The organism is Arthrobacter sp. MDB1-55 (assembly GCF_059092925.1).
The window spans coordinates 60236-75137 of the sequence record NZ_JBNHID010000002.1 but is presented as its reverse complement, the minus strand read 5'-3'; the positions used below and the strand labels follow the sequence as shown (position 1 = coordinate 75137).

Here is a 14902-nt window from a genome sequence, read left to right as displayed (position 1 = left end):
GCCCGTCACGAAGTAGGGTGAGGGAATGTCCTCACACCACCTGAAGCGCCTGATGCTCCTGCGGCATGCCAAGTCCGACTGGCATGGCGAAGTGGCGGACCATGAGCGCCCGCTCAGTGCGCGGGGGCATCGGGACGCACCGCTCATTGGGCGCTGGATGGTGGAGAACGACGCCGTACCTGACCTGATTTTGACGTCGTCGGCCCTGCGGGCGCGCCAGACCTGCATTTGGGTGTGCCAGGAATTGGGGGAGAAGGCCCCGACGCCCCGGCTGGAGCCGAAGCTCTATGCGGCCAGCGCCACGGAGATGCTGACGGTGATCAACCATGTTCCGGAGACAGCGACGAGCGTCCTCTTGATAGGGCACCTGCCTGGCATTCAGAACCTTGCCATGCGCCTGGCGTCAGCCGATTCGGACGAGGACTCCGTTGTGGACCTGGCCACGCATTACCCAACGGCAGGGCTGAGCGTCCTTAGCCATGGCGGCCGTTGGGCTGAACTCGACGGCCGCGACGCCGATGTGACCAATTTCGTGGTCCGCCGCGCCTAAAGCCCGTACTTCTCGAGCAAACGCAGCCATACCTCGCTGATTGTCGGATACGCAGGCACCGCATGCCAGAGCCGGTGCAGCGGCACCTCCCCGGCAATGGCGATGGTCGCCGCGTGTAGGAGTTCGGCGACGTCCGGGCCGGCGAAGGTGACGCCGACGAGGACGGAGCGGTCTTCGTCCACGATCATCTGGGCCCAGCCCTCGTATCCGTCCGCATGCAGCGAGGAGCCGGCGACCGCGAGTTCGAGCGATGTCTCGCTGACGTTCAGCCCATCCCGTCTGGCCGCCTCGAGGGTTCGGCCCGCCATTGCGATCTCGGGATCCGTGAAGACGACCTGGGGCACCGCATAGGTGTCGGCAGTCGCAGCGAACCGGCTCCAGGGTTCGGGTTGCCCGCTCAGGGAACCGTTGGCTCGCGCAACGATCGCGTCCCCCGTCATCCGGGCCTCGTACTTGCCCTGATGGGTGAGCAGCACCTTCCCGGCTGCATCACCCACGGCATACAGCCACGGGTGGCCGCTGACCTGTCCCGAGTCATCCGTTTCCAAGCCGCGCGGCTCAAGTCCAAACTGTTCGATGCCCAGACCTGACAGGGCCGGACGGCGTCCGGTGGATACCAGAAGCTTGTCCGACTCCACCACGGTGACACCGGCCAGGGTCACACGGAACCGGTTGCCGTCGTACGCGACGGAGGTGGTGCCGGTGTTCAGGTGGAGGGTGACGCCGTCGTTCTCGATGCCCTGCTGGACCAGGCGGGTGGCGGGTTCGGGGTAGGAGCCCAGCAGCGCGCTCCGCGCGACGAGGGTCACCGATGAGCCGAGTCGGGCGTAGGCCTGGGCCAGTTCTGTGCCACTGACGCCGCCACCGAGGACGGTGAGGCTTTCGGGAATTTCCTTGGCCGCTGTCGCTTCGCGGGTGCCCCAGTATGGGAGATCCTTCAGGCCATCGATGGGCGGTATGGAGGGCGTGGAGCCGGTCGCAAGAACGACGGCGTGCCGGGCTTCCAGCGTGATGGCGCCGTCGTCGGTGATGACTTCAACGCGACGCTCACCGGTGAGGCGGGCACGTCCGCGGACCAGCGTGATGCCGGCGCCTTCCACCCACTCAACCTGCGAGGAGTCGTCCCAGTGCGATGTGAACTCGTCCCGGCGAGCCAGCACTTGCTGCGCATCCAGTGTGCCCGTCACTGCCTCGCGCGAGCCGGCCACTGCACTAGCGGCGTGCAGCGCAGAGCTTGGCCGTAATAGCGCCTTGGAGGGCATGCAAGCCCAGTAGGAACATTCACCGCCGACGAGTTCGGACTCAACGAGGACAACGGAAAGTCCGCCTTGAGCCACACGGGCGGCAGCGTTCTCGCCGACGGCGCCGGCTCCGATAACAACGACGTCAGGATTTTGGGAAGGGCTCATGGTCCTGAGCCTTTCACTGCGGTGAAGGCTGGGCAAGGGAGCGCGCAATCCCGGTCGGTCGCACAGAGGTTAAAGCAAAACCGCCCCGGTTTCCCGAGGCGGTTGGACTGGTGCGCGCGAAGGGATTCGAACCCCCAACCTTCTGATCCGTAGTCAGATGCTCTATCCGTTGAGCTACGCACGCATTTCAAAAGTCTTTTGAGTGACTTTCTCATGGCCGTTTGGCCGTAGATAACTTTACAGCCAATCGGCACCTAACGCTAATTGAGCTCAGGAGCGGGAATCTACTGAAAAGTAGTATAGACCGGTCTATGTGACCTTTGTCACAGGGTGAAACGTTATTCTTTTTCGACTTCCGCGGAAACTCGCGGTTTCGGCGCGGCTCAACTCGTACTGTACTCCTGCAATCGCAGTAGTAGCCCGTGATCACGCCCCTAGCATCGATACACACCACCCACCCAACGAAGGGACAAGAAATGGGCGATACCGCGCGACAGCCGCTGCTCGCTGACCGAGCGAATGACCGGAACGCAGCGACAACTGCACCGACAACCCACCAGGAACTGCTGGCATGGGTTGAGGAGACTGCCGCGCTGACACAGCCGGACCGGGTGTATTGGGTCAACGGATCCGAAGAGGAGAACCATCAGCTCAGTGACGAGCTGGTCTCCGCCGGAACGTTCACAAGACTCAATTCTGAACTTTTCCCCAACTCCTTCGCCGCGTTCTCCGATCCGGCCGATGTTGCCCGCGTCGAAGAACAAACTTTCATCTGCTCTCGCAACGAGCGCGACGCCGGCTTCACCAACAATTGGATGGACCCGGACGCGATGAAGGAGAAGCTGCGCAGGCTCTTCGCCGGTTCGATGCGCGGCCGAACCATGTACGTGATCCCCTTCGTCATGGGCCATCTGGACGCCACGAGCCCCAAGTTCGGCGTTGAGATCACCGACAGCGCCTATGTTGTGACCTCCATGCGCATCATGGCGACGATCGGCACAGAGGTCCTCGACCGACTGACCGAGCTGAACGCGGAATTCGTTCCGGCGCTGCACTCCGTCGGTGCACCGCTGGAGCCGGGACAGCAGGACGTGGCGTGGCCGTGCAACAAGGAGAAGTGGATTGTGCACTTCCCGGAGGAACGCTCCATCTGGTCCTTCGGCTCCGGCTACGGCGGGAACGCACTGCTCGGCAAGAAGTGCTACGCGCTGCGGATCGCTTCCGTGATGGCCCGGGACGAGGGTTGGCTCGCCGAGCACATGCTCATCCTGAAGCTCACCTCCCCCGCGAACAAGACGTACTACGTCTCGGCTGCGTTCCCATCCGCGTGCGGCAAGACCAACCTGGCCCTGCTCGATCCGACCATCGACGGGTGGAAGGTCGAAACCCTTGGGGATGACATCACCTGGATGCGATTCGGCAAGGAAGGCGAACTTCGCGCGGTCAACCCGGAGGCGGGCCTGTTCGGCGTAGCCCCCGGCACCGGCTGGCAGACTAACCCGAATGCCATGCGCGCCATTGCCAAGGGCAACTCCATCTTCACCAACGTGGCGTTGACCGACGACGGCGGCGTCTGGTGGGAGGGGATGACCGAGGAGGTGCCGGCGCACCTGACAGACTGGCAGGGCAACGACTGGACGCCCACATCAGGCGCCACCGCCGCGCACCCGAACGCACGTTTCTGCACGCCGATCGACCAGATCGACATGCTCGCTGAGGAGTTCAACGATCCTGAGGGTGTCGAGCTGTCGGCCATTCTGTTCGGCGGTCGCCGCAAGACCACGGTTCCGTTGGTCACCGAGTCCCGTGACTGGACCAACGGCATCTTCATGGGCTCCACCCTTTCCTCCGAAACCACGGCCGCCGCTGCAGGAGCAGTAGGTCGGGTGCGTCGTGATCCGATGGCGATGTTGCCCTTCATCGGTTACGACGCCGGTGACTACCTTAGCCACTGGCTGAAGGTGAGTGGGCAGGCAAATCAGGAACGGCTGCCGAAGATTTTCCTCGTCAACTGGTTCCGCCGTACCGCTGACGGCGGTTTCGCGTGGCCTGGCTTCGGTGACAACTCCCGCGTGCTCAAGTGGATCATCGAGCGGCTCGAAGGCCAGGCCGAGGGAGTCGAGACGCCCATTGGGTACGTCCCTGCGCCTGATGCCCTCGACCTGACCGGGTTGGACCTCACGCCGGCGGACGTCGAGCAGGCGGTTCGCGTCGATGCTGACGAGTGGGCAGCAGAGCTCAAGGGTATTGAGGAGTGGTACCAGCAGTTCGGTGATTCCCTCCCGCAGGAGCTTTCCAGCGAATTGCAGCGCCTGAAGGAGCGGTTCGCCGCCTAGGCGGCAGTCAAGACACTTGTGGCCGGTTCTGCTTGAAGGCGGAACCGGCCACACTGCTTATTGACCGAGCAGCTGTTACTGGCGGATCTGCTCCAGGACGGCTGAGGTCAGGTTTTCGAGTGTCTGGGGATTTTCTGCTTCCGCGTTCAGCCGCAGGAACGGCTCCGTGTTGGACGCGCGGAGGTTGAACCACCACGATCCGTCGTCCGCGGTGAAAGTGAGGCCGTCGACTTCGTCGACCGTGACGCCATCGTTGTCGAATTCCTGGCGCACGCGCGCAATAGCAGCCCGGACGTCGTCGAGCTTGGTGTTGAGCTCGCCGGAGGCAAAGTAGGGCTCGTATTCGCGGCCGAGTTCCGACAGCGGCTCATTCTGCTCGCCGAGCGCCGCAAGAACGTGCATGGCTGCGAGCATGCCGGTGTCAGCATTCCAGAACTCCCGGAAGTAGTAGTGGGCCGAGTGCTCGCCGCCGAAGACTGCGCCTTCCTCGGCCATGACTGCCTTGATGAACGAGTGCCCTACGCGGGTCCGCACCGGGCGGCCGCCCTCCGCACGGACAAGCTCGGGAACCGCACGGGAGGTGATCAGGTTGTGGATGATTACAGGTTCCTGCTCGCCGGCTGCCTGGGCGCGGCGGATCTCCCGGCGCGCAACCATACCGGTGATGGCGCTCGGCGAGACGGGATTGCCCTGCTCATCGATGACGAAGCACCGGTCGGCGTCACCGTCGAATGCGAGGCCGATGTCCGCCCCGTTGCTGACCACGGCCTGCTGCAGGTCATGGAGATTCTCGGGCTCCAGGGGGTTGGCTGGGTGGTTGGGGAAGGTGCCGTCGAGTTCGAAGTAGAGCGGGACAATCTCCAGCGGCAGAGCCTCGAGGAACTCTGCACCAAGAACGGCGGGAGTGGTGAGGCCAGCCATGCCGTTGCCGGCGTCAACGACCACCTTCAGCGGATGGCTTCCGGACAGGTCCACCAGTGAGCGCAGGTACTGTGCGTAATCCTTGAGAACGTCGCGGGAAGAAGTGGAGCCCCGCCGGTCGGCTGACGGGATGGAACCTTCCCCAAGATACTGTTCGGCCAGTTCCCTGATCTCCGCCAGGCCGGACTCGGACGACACCGGCACGGCGCCGGGCCGTGACATCTTCATACCGTTGTACTGCGCGGGGTTGTGGCTGGCGGTGAAGGTGACGCCCGCTGCGTTGAAGGTTCCGCTCGCGTAGTACAACTCATCGGTGGAGATCTGGCCCAGAAAAATAACGTCGGCGCCGCGGGCGGTAGCTCCCTCCGCGAACGCTTCGGAGAACTCAGGGGAGGAAGGACGCATGTCTCCTCCCACCAGGATCGTTTCCCCGGCAAGGCCGATTACATCGACAAAAGCAGCACCTACTGCCCTGACGGACTCCACGGTGATGGTTTCACCGACAATCCCTCGAACGTCATAGGCCTTGAACGATGCGGAAAGGTCGATGGTTGTAGTCACGCTGGAAAGTCTAACCGGTCTGTTACCCGCCACCGCGGGGTGGGGAGTAACAGACGACGACGGTTGTCCACACTCGCGAAGAGGGCCACGGGAGCGTCGGTTGCAACTGCCATACTGGGGCGCATGGCTGAAACAACCACCCTGCACCAGCAGGCGCTCTCTATTCTCCGAACCCTTGTGGGTCGTGAGGATGCCGCTTTCCATGAGGGGCAGTTCGAGGCGATCGAGGCACTGGTTCATGGCGGCCGCCGCGCTCTGGTGGTTCAGCGCACCGGTTGGGGAAAGTCAGCTGTCTACTTCGTTGCGAGCCTCCTGCTGCGTTCGGCCGGTGCCGGGCCCACCCTCATCGTGTCACCGCTGTTGGCCCTGATGCGGGATCAGGTGGCGGCTGCCGAGCGTGCCGGGGTCAGAGCCGCGGCGATCAACTCCGCGAACCAGACGGAGTGGCAGGAAATCACCGCACAGCTTGAAGCGAACCAGCTCGACGTTCTGCTTGTCTCGCCCGAACGGCTCAACAATCCGGGTTTCCGGGAGAATCAGCTCCCCGAACTTATCCGGCGAACCGGGCTGCTGGTGATCGATGAAGCCCACTGCATCTCCGACTGGGGACACGATTTCCGGCCGGACTATCGCCGGCTCCGCGACCTCATCACCACCCTGCCGTCCGGCGTTCCGGTGCTGGCAACTACTGCTACTGCCAACTCGCGGGTGGTCGAGGACGTCGAGGATCAGCTCGGCACTGACGGAACAGCCGTTTATACGCTGCGGGGGGAACTTGCCCGGAAGTCGTTGCGGTTGGGTGTGCTCCGCCTTCCCAGTCCGAAGTCGCGGCTGGCATGGCTGCTGACTCATCTGGGGGAGCTTCCGGGGAGCGGCATCATCTACACCCTTACCGTCTCAGCCGCAGAAGACACAGCGCGGCTCCTGCGTGAAAGCGGTCATGCAGTGCTTGCCTATACAGGGCGCACCGACCCTGCGGACCGCGAATCCGCAGAGCAGGCGCTGAAGAACAACGACGTGAAGGCTCTCGTCGCCACCAGCGCCCTCGGGATGGGATTCGACAAGCCGGATCTTGGATTCGTGGTCCATCTCGGGGCGCCCTCGTCGCCGGTCGCCTACTACCAGCAGGTTGGCAGGGCCGGGCGAGGTACGCCCAACGCAGACGTCCTGCTGCTTCCGGGAAATGAAGACCGCGACATCTGGGAGTACTTCGCTACTGCGTCGATGCCGGCAGAAGACAAGGCGCAGCGCATTCTTGAGGAGCTCGCCGGTGGTGCAGTGCTCTCCACCCCGGCTCTGGAGACCCGCGTCGATGTGCGCCGCTCACCTCTCGAGCTCCTCCTGAAGGTGCTCGATGTGGACGGGGCAGTACGGAAGGTCACCGGCGGGTGGCAGGCAACCGGAAACCGCTGGACCTACGATCGCGAGCGCTACGCCCGCATTTCGCAGGCACGGGTCCACGAACAGAACGCGATGCTCGATTATGAGAACACCGGCAGTTGCCGAATGGAGTTCCTTGCCGCTGCGCTCGACGACCCCTCGGCCGCACCGTGCGGCCGGTGCGACAACTGTGCCGGCCCGTGGTACTCCGATGAGGTTTCGCACGATGCCTCGGAGAGCGCGGGAAGCGCCCTCGGCAGGGTGGGTGTCCTTCTGGAGCCCAGGGGGCAATGGCCGTCCGGGATGGACAAGCTGAATGTGCCCGTCAAGGGCCGTATCGCCGCCGACCAGCAGGTCTCCGCCGGTCGCGCGCTGGCTCGCATGACCGACCTCGGGTGGGGCAACCGGGTGCGAGAACTCCTGGCAGATGCAACGGAGGATGCGGCACTGGATCCTGCCGCCGCGCAGGCCTGTGTCCGTGTTCTGTCGGAGTGGCACTGGGACACCCGCCCGGTAGCGGTGGTCAGCATGCCATCCCGACGGCGTCCCCTCCTCATCCGATCACTCGCCGAGGGCCTGGCCGGAGTCGGACGTATTCCGTACCTCGGCGCACTGCAGTTGCCGCAGGGATGGCCAAGCGGCAGCTCCGGCGGCAACAGCGCGTTCCGTCTCGCCTCGGTATGGGAAAAGTTCGCGGTGCCAGAGGAAGGCCGAGCCTGGTTCGGAGCGAACCCGGGGCCGGTGCTGTTGGTCGATGACCTGGCGGACAGCCGCTGGAGTATCACCGTCGCCGGAAGGGCGCTCCGGCAGGCGGGTGCTCAGGAGGTGCTTCCCTTCGTGCTCGCGCTCAAGGCCTGACGCGGCCGGTGGAGGCACCCGCCCCGCACCGGTTGAACCAAAAGAAAAGGCGCCCTGGGAGTTGATTTCTCAATTCGCAGGGCGCCTGATCCAAACGCGGAGACGGGGGGATTTGAACCCCCGGTGGGCTTTAGACCCACACTTCATTAGCAGTGAAGCCCATTCGGCCGCTCTGGCACGTCTCCAGCAGCTATTACTAGCCACCCAAGACTACCCAGAACCTCCGGGCAAGAGCAAAATCAGCCAAGCTACAGCCCGCCGGTCAAGGCCTTCCACACGAACTCGTAGGACATGGCATGCATGCGCGCAGCCTGGCGGTTATCCGACGCGCCCGCATGTCCACCTTCGAGTGCCTCGTGGAACCATACGTTCTCCACACCGAGCGACTTCATTCGTGCAGCCATCTTGCGCGCCTGCACCGGGCCAACCCGATCGTCACTCGTGGCCGTCCAGATCAGGGTCTTCGGGTACTTCCTACCCTCCTGCAAGCGGTGGTACGGGGAGAACGTCTGAACGTATTCCCACTGCTCCGGGTTGTCAGGATCACCGTACTCGGCGATCCACGAGTACCCCGCGGAAAGCTTGGTGTACCGCTTCATGTCGAGCAGCGGCACGCCGCACGAGATTGCCCCGAACAGGTGCGGATACTGCGTCAGCATGTTCCCGACCAGCAGGCCGCCGTTGCTCCTGCCCGTGCAACCGAGCAGCTCAGGGCTGGTGACGCCGCGGTCCACCAGATCCTGCGCAATCGCGGCAAAGTCCTCGTAGGCGCGGTGCCGGTTGGCATGCAGGGCCGCCTGATGCCACGCCGGGCCGTATTCACCGCCACCGCGAATGTTCGCCAGTACATACACGCCTGAGCGGCCGTCACCGGTTCGGCGTTCCAGCCAGCCCCGCCCGATGACCCCGCTGTACGCCGGCGTCATGGCATGCTCAAATCCTCCGTACCCGGAGAGCAGGGTCGGGTTGCCGCCGTCGAGCACGAGGCCCTTCGGCGCGACCTGGAAGTAAGGCACCCGGGTGCCGTCAGCGGACACTGCGAAGTGCTGCTCCACCTCGAACGCAGACTCATCGAAGTACGACGGCGACGCCTTGACTTCCTCGTGACCCCCGCCGATGGTGCCGCGCACCACCGTGGTAGGCGTCAGGAATCCGGTGGCGACAAGCCAGTAGTCGTTACCGGCGTCGTCGTCCTCGTCATCCACGGCGTACGCGTCCACCGAGTGGAGGGGCGGGCACGCGTCCAGCAATTCTGAAGACCAACCATCGGCTGGATTGAGGACGCGGATTTCCGAGGAGACATCCTTCAGCAGGTTCAGCAGGAGGCGGTCGCGGGTCCAGCTCCACGACTGCAGGGCCGTGTGCTCGTCGGGCTCGAAGACGGTTGTCAGTGCGCGTTGCCCGCTCAGGAAAGCTTCCAACGGCGCGGCCTGGAGGGAGCCGCCACGGTACGTTACACCGTCCAGCTCGAAGTCGGTTCTGGGCCGCAGCACCAGCCATTCCCGGTGCAGCGACACGTTGACGTCATCCGGAACGTCGACATGCACCCACTCACCGTCGCGGCGCAGATACGTGCGGCTGGAGTAGAAGTCAACGATGTGCGCTGCGATGTCCCGCTCGAATCCGGGGGTCTGGTCGTGCATCACCACGGCCATCATCGAGGTTTCCGGAATCTCGAAATACAGCTCCGCAGAATGGAGTTCCTCTCCACGGCGGAGGGTGCGCACGGTGCGCGGGTAGGAGCTCGTGGTCATTGTTCCGGGGCCAAAATCCGTGCCGACGTGAAGCGCATCCGGTCCGGCCCAGCTGATCCTGCTTTTCGCCACCGGGATGTCGAAGCCGCCCTCGACGAACGCGCGGTCAACGACGTCGTACTCGCGGTACCGCTGCGCGTCGCCGCCGTCCGGCGAAAGCGCGATGAGCACGCGCCGATAGGGCTCGCCCTCGTCGGGGCGCAGGAACATGGCTCCGCCCCACACCCATTCCTTCTCCTCGTCTGCCGCCAGGGCATCCACGTCGAGAAGGACGTCCCACTCCGGCGCGTCCGTCAGGTAGCTGTCCCAGGTGGTCCGCCGCCACAAGCCCTTCGGGTGATCTTTGTCACGCCAGAAGTTGTAATAATGCCCGCCGCGCTTGGAAACCATCGGAATGCGGTCCGTGGCATCGAGTACCTCAAGGAGTCGCTGTTCAGATGCTAGGAACTCCGGGTTGACGAGAGCTTCCTCTGTCACGGAGTTCTCGCTGCGCACCCATTCCAGGGGCTTCTCTCCGTAGATGTCCTCCAGCCAGAGGAACTCATCCTCAAGTGCAGAGTCGGGCTGCTGCGTGGTGTGCGTCATACCGTTATCTTAGGCAACCTGCCCCATTTTCTCTCGGTACCGACCGGGTCTGCCCATTGGCGATGCCACCTGATTAGATAGATCCAGTCTGGATAGTGCCGGGGTACCGCCACACGTCCGCCGTCCCGGATTCCACCCGCTCCGCAGCACCTGGAGGCAGAATGAATACGGCCACAAGCACTGATCTGGACAGTGCAGACACGCACATCGCGGATACCCATGAAGTGATCCGGGTGCAGGGAGCCCGCGAAAACAACCTCAAAGACATCAGTGTGGAGATCCCCAAGCGGCGACTGACGGTATTCACCGGCGTCTCCGGATCGGGCAAGAGCTCCCTGGTCTTCGCAACCATCGCCGCCGAGTCCCAGCGGATGATCAACGAGACCTACAGCGCCTTCGTGCAGGGGTTCATGCCTTCGCTTGCCCGGCCGGAAGTCGATCTGCTCGAGGGGTTGACGACTGCCATCATCGTCGACCAGGAGAGAATGGGAGCCAACCCGCGCTCCACCGTGGGAACGGCGACGGATGCCAACGCCATGCTCCGCATCCTCTTCAGCAGGTTGGGGTCGCCGTATGTCGGTCCACCTACCGCGTATTCCTTCAATGTGCCGACGCGCAAGGCCAGCGGTGTCATGTCCACCGACAAGGGCGGCCGCGTGGAGAAGAGCGTGGTCAGCCAGGCGGTATACCTCGGTGGCATGTGCCCGAGATGCGAGGGCATGGGCAACGTCAGCGACATTGACCGCACCGCTCTCTACGACGAGGCCAAGACGCTCGCCGACGGGGCGCTGACCGTCCCCGGCTACTCGATGGACGGGTGGTACGGAAGGTTGTTCGAGGGCATGGGGCTGCCCATGGACAAACCGATCGAGAAGTTCACCAAGAAGCAGCTCGACACGATGCTGTATGCGGAGCCCACCAAGATCAAGGTCGAAGGCGTCAACCTCACGTTCGAGGGGATTATCCCGAAGATCCAGAAGTCGATGCTTTCCAAGGACCCGGAAGCCATGCAGCCGCATGTGCGTCGGTTCGTTGAGCGCGCCGTGACGTTCCAGACCTGCCCCGAGTGCGAGGGAACACGGCTCACCCAGGCGGCTCTGTCCTCGAAGATCCAGGGCAAGAACATCGCCGAGCTCTGCACCATGCAGATCAGCGATCTTGCACAGTGGCTCCGGGACCTCAAGGAGCCTTCCGTTGCACCGTTGCTCAAAGGGCTTCAGCACCTTCTCGACTCGTTCGCCGAAATCGGGCTGGGTTACCTTTCCCTCGACCGGCCGGCCGGCACGCTCTCGGGCGGCGAGGCGCAGCGGACCAAGATGATCCGGCACCTGGGATCCTCACTCACCGATGTCACGTATGTCTTCGACGAGCCGAGCATCGGCCTCCATCCGCACGACATCGAGCGCATGAATAAACTGCTGCTGCAGTTGCGGGACAAAGGCAATACTGTGCTGGTCGTTGAGCACAAACCCGAGACCATCACGATCGCCGATCACGTTATCGACCTGGGGCCCGGGGCCGGAACCGGTGGCGGCGCGGTCTGTTACGAGGGAACTGTCGAGGGACTGCGGGAAAGTGACACCGTCACCGGTCGCCATCTCGATGACCGCGCCAGGCTCAAGGAGCAGGTCCGTTCCCCGAAGCAGGTGCTGGAGATCAGGGGAGCTTCAACACACAACCTGCAGAACGTCGACGTCGATGTCCCCCTGGGGGTCCTGTGTGTGGTCACGGGCGTGGCCGGTTCCGGCAAGAGCTCGCTGATCCACGGATCCGTTGCACAGCGCGATGGCGTTGTAGTGATCGACCAGGCGGCCATCCGCGGCTCCCGGCGAAGCAACCCCGCCACCTATACCGGACTTCTTGAGCCCATCCGCAAGACGTTCGCGAAGGTCAACGGCGTCAAACCCGCTCTGTTCAGTTCCAACTCGGAGGGTGCCTGCTCCACCTGTAACGGCGCAGGGGTGATCTACACCGACCTGGGCGTGATGGCGACCATGGAATCCCCGTGCGAAGAATGTGAAGGCAGGCGATTCCAGGCCTCAGTACTTGAGTACACAGTGGGTGGAAAGAACATCTCCGAAGTGCTTGCCATGCCCGTTTCGGAGGCGGTCGGGTTTTTCGGGGACGGCGAGGCCCGTACCCCCGCCGCCCACAAGATCCTCGAACGGATGGCCGACGTCGGCCTCGGCTATCTCAGCCTGGGGCAGCCGCTCACCACACTGTCCGGCGGCGAGCGGCAACGGCTCAAGCTTGCCACCCAGATGGGGGAGAAGGGTGACATCTACGTCCTTGACGAGCCGACGACCGGACTTCACCTGGCCGACGTCGAGCAGCTGCTTGGGCTGTTGGATCGCCTCGTCGACTCTGGGAAATCAGTCCTGGTCATTGAGCATCACCAGGCGGTGATGGCGCACGCAGACTGGATTATCGATCTCGGTCCGGGCGCCGGGCACGACGGAGGCACAGTGGTCTTCGAGGGAACGCCGGCCGACCTCGTCGCTGGGCACTCCACGCTGACAGGCAAGCATCTGGCGGCATACGTAGCCACGGGATGAGGGCCATGCGGGCGATGAATCGGTTGAACAGAAGCTCAGCGCACGGCGGATAACCTAGATGGATGGAGACAACGCGGGCTGTACAGGTGGCCATTATCGGCGCCGGCCCGCGTGGTATCTCCGTTCTCGAGCGCCTCATCGCGAACTGGCGCGCACAGGCCGAGGTTGATCGTTCCGTCGTCACCGTCCACCTGATCGATCCTCACCACCCCGGCCCCGGTCATGTCTGGCGCACCGACCAGTCGCGGCACTTCCTCATGAACACCCCGGCACTGTTTCCCACTGTCGTGCCGGTCGGTCAGGCCGCCGCCGAACGTGCGCAGTCGCCCGTGCCACTGTCCTTTGACGACTGGCGGCAGCGCATGGACGCGGCTCCTGATGCGCGCCTGAGCGATGCGGACCGTTCGGAGCTTCGATCGCTCAGCTCGGTGGACTTTCCGAGCAGGGCGATCTATGGGCGATATCTCGAATGGATCTTCTCGTCTTTGACGGGCTCGCTGGGGGACGGCTTCGATGTCATCGTGCATTCCTGCGAGGCCCAGCATGTCGAGGCGCTGCCTGCAGGTTTTCGGATCGAACTCAGCGAGGGCAGCACGGTGGCGAGCGACGCCGTCGTACTGGCTATGGGCCACCTTCCCGCCCAACTCAACCCCGAGCAGGAAGCCCTGCGCGACGGCGCAGCGCGGCTTGGCCTTCAGTACTGGGCCCCCAACGTGCCGGCCGACGCCGATTGGAACCGGCTCCCGGCCCGCAAGCGTGTCCTGTTCCGCGGGCTCGGCCTGAACTTCTTCGACATCATCACTCACCTCACGGAAGGCCGTGGCGGCAGATTCGTGACGAGCGGTGAACCCGCGGGCAGGGCGCTGACCTACCAGCCCTCCGGTAGGGAGCCTCTGGTGATTGCCGCGTCGCGCCGAGGAACTCCGTACCGCGCGAAAGCGAAGCTCGACAGTTATGTTCCACGCAGTGTGCAGCTCCGCTACTGCACGCTTGAACGCGCCGGCAGCTTCGCAGCGAACGGGATTCAGCCCGGTTTCGACCACGACCTGTGGCCGCTGCTCCACCGGGACGCCGTGTGGGCGTACTACAGCACGCTGGCCCGGATCTCCGGGCTTCCCGATTCGTTCTGCGCGTCGCTTCGGGACGTGCTCGACGACTCTGACAGGGCCTGGCCACGGCGGTTGGAGGATCTTCTTGAGGCAACCGTCCCGCCTGCCGACCGGCTTGATCTCGAAGCGCTGGCACAGCCTTTCGGGAGGCACCGGTTTGCGTCCTCCGACGAGTACAACCGGGCGGTGCTGGATTATCTCGAGAAGGACGCGGCCGGCTCCGACCGCGGCGAAGATGACCCTCTGAAGATGGCCATCGGTGCGATGAACGCCGGGCGGTCCGTCATCAAGCAGGTCGTCGCTGACGGCGGCCTCACTGAGGCCTCCTGGACCGCTGAATTGCGCGGCTGGTTCGAGCCGCTCGTCGAAGGTCTTGCGAGCGGACCGCCCGCATTGCGGATAGAGCAGTTGGCTGCATTGGCAAGGGCGGGCATCGTACGCTTTGCAGGTCCTGCTCCGCGATTCGAGCTCGACGCCGAATCAGGTCGGTTTGCTGTCTCCTCGCCCTGGGTGGATGGAGGCAAGTACGAGGCCGGTGCCCTCGTTGAAGCCATGATGCCCGCCAACCGTGTAACCCAGAATCAGACCGTCCTCCTTCGCCGGTTGCTCGAGGACGGGCTTGTTCGTGCGCGAACCACTATGTCCGAAGACGGTGTGCCTGAAGTTTCCCCGGGCCTCGACGTGACCAAGCCGCCATACCGTGCGGTGGGCGCGAACGGTCTCGTGCAGGAGAACCTTTTCGTTCTCGGCCTTCAGCTGAGTTCCGTGCAATGGGGAACTGCGATTGCTGCCGAGGCCGGTGCATCGCTGGATGCCGGGGGCCGGACCCTCCGCGATGCCGATGACATCGCCTTGGCTGTCCTCGGCCGACAGTAGCGGGTATC

Annotated in this window: 8 protein-coding genes and 2 tRNA genes; 5 read left to right on the top strand and 5 right to left on the bottom strand. The window is 63.9% G+C overall.

Going from position 1 to position 14902, the window contains the following annotated elements:
• Positions 1-25: 25 nt before the first annotated feature.
• The gene (locus tag AC5RU3_RS07465) at positions 26-550 is read left to right on the top strand and encodes a SixA phosphatase family protein (protein WP_309124315.1); all 525 of its coding nucleotides are present in this window, start codon (positions 26-28) and stop codon (positions 548-550) included.
• Here the strand turns inward: AC5RU3_RS07465 and AC5RU3_RS07460 are convergent.
• Together AC5RU3_RS07460 and AC5RU3_RS07455 are read right to left on the bottom strand one after the other, a co-directional pair.
• Positions 547-1959 (bottom strand): dihydrolipoyl dehydrogenase family protein, encoded by a 1413-nt coding sequence (locus tag AC5RU3_RS07460; RefSeq protein ID WP_493965178.1) that lies wholly within the window; start codon positions 1957-1959, stop codon positions 547-549. The genes AC5RU3_RS07465 and AC5RU3_RS07460 overlap by 4 nt on opposite strands.
• Before the next feature lie 108 nt (positions 1960-2067).
• Positions 2068-2143, bottom strand: a tRNA-Arg gene (locus tag AC5RU3_RS07455).
• A 292-nt stretch (positions 2144-2435) separates the two neighbouring features.
• On the opposite strand from AC5RU3_RS07455, the gene AC5RU3_RS07450 reads away from it, so the two are divergent.
• Positions 2436-4295 carry a phosphoenolpyruvate carboxykinase (GTP) gene (locus tag AC5RU3_RS07450; RefSeq protein WP_493965177.1) on the top strand — a complete coding sequence of 620 codons (1860 nt, stop codon included), beginning with the start codon at positions 2436-2438 and terminating at the stop codon, positions 4293-4295.
• A 75-nt stretch (positions 4296-4370) separates the two neighbouring features.
• Here AC5RU3_RS07450 and AC5RU3_RS07445 read toward each other — a convergent pair whose 3' ends face one another.
• The gene (locus AC5RU3_RS07445; protein ID WP_493965176.1) at positions 4371-5777 is read right to left on the bottom strand and encodes a phosphomannomutase/phosphoglucomutase; all 1407 of its coding nucleotides are present in this window, start codon (positions 5775-5777) and stop codon (positions 4371-4373) included.
• A 123-nt stretch (positions 5778-5900) separates the two neighbouring features.
• Between AC5RU3_RS07445 and AC5RU3_RS07440 the strand changes: the two genes are divergently transcribed.
• Positions 5901-8015 carry a RecQ family ATP-dependent DNA helicase gene (locus AC5RU3_RS07440; RefSeq protein ID WP_309069931.1) on the top strand — a complete coding sequence of 705 codons (2115 nt, stop codon included), beginning with the start codon at positions 5901-5903 and terminating at the stop codon, positions 8013-8015.
• 97 nt (positions 8016-8112) lie between these two features.
• On the opposite strand, the gene AC5RU3_RS07435 is transcribed toward AC5RU3_RS07440, so the two are convergent.
• Positions 8113-8200: transfer RNA gene (locus AC5RU3_RS07435), tRNA-Ser, on the bottom strand.
• Positions 8201-8263: 63 nt separating this feature from the next.
• Positions 8264-10354, bottom strand: a complete 2091-nt coding sequence (locus AC5RU3_RS07430) for a prolyl oligopeptidase family serine peptidase (RefSeq protein ID WP_493965175.1) — start codon at positions 10352-10354, stop codon at positions 8264-8266.
• A gap of 161 nt (positions 10355-10515) precedes the next feature.
• Here AC5RU3_RS07430 and AC5RU3_RS07425 point away from each other — a divergent pair, with 161 nt between their 5' ends.
• Both AC5RU3_RS07425 and AC5RU3_RS07420 read left to right on the top strand, forming a co-directional pair.
• On the top strand, positions 10516-12909 hold the full coding sequence (locus AC5RU3_RS07425; RefSeq protein WP_309123815.1) for an excinuclease ABC subunit UvrA: 2394 nt from the start codon (positions 10516-10518) through the stop codon (positions 12907-12909).
• A gap of 62 nt (positions 12910-12971) precedes the next feature.
• Positions 12972-14894, top strand: a complete 1923-nt coding sequence (locus AC5RU3_RS07420; RefSeq protein WP_309069934.1) for an FAD/NAD(P)-binding protein — start codon at positions 12972-12974, stop codon at positions 14892-14894.
• Positions 14895-14902 lie beyond the last annotated feature (8 nt).

Coding starts and splice junctions, on each gene's coding strand:
- AC5RU3_RS07465 (WP_309124315.1), top strand. CDS start 26: ATGTCCTCACACCACCTGAAGCGCCTGATGCTCCTGCGGCATGCCAAG.
- AC5RU3_RS07460 (WP_493965178.1), bottom strand. CDS start 1,959: ATGAGCCCTTCCCAAAATCCTGACGTCGTTGTTATCGGAGCCGGCGCC.
- AC5RU3_RS07450 (WP_493965177.1), top strand. CDS start 2,436: ATGGGCGATACCGCGCGACAGCCGCTGCTCGCTGACCGAGCGAATGAC.
- AC5RU3_RS07440 (WP_309069931.1), top strand. CDS start 5,901: ATGGCTGAAACAACCACCCTGCACCAGCAGGCGCTCTCTATTCTCCGA.
- AC5RU3_RS07430 (WP_493965175.1), bottom strand. CDS start 10,354: ATGACGCACACCACGCAGCAGCCCGACTCTGCACTTGAGGATGAGTTC.
- AC5RU3_RS07425 (WP_309123815.1), top strand. CDS start 10,516: ATGAATACGGCCACAAGCACTGATCTGGACAGTGCAGACACGCACATC.
- AC5RU3_RS07420 (WP_309069934.1), top strand. CDS start 12,972: ATGGAGACAACGCGGGCTGTACAGGTGGCCATTATCGGCGCCGGCCCG.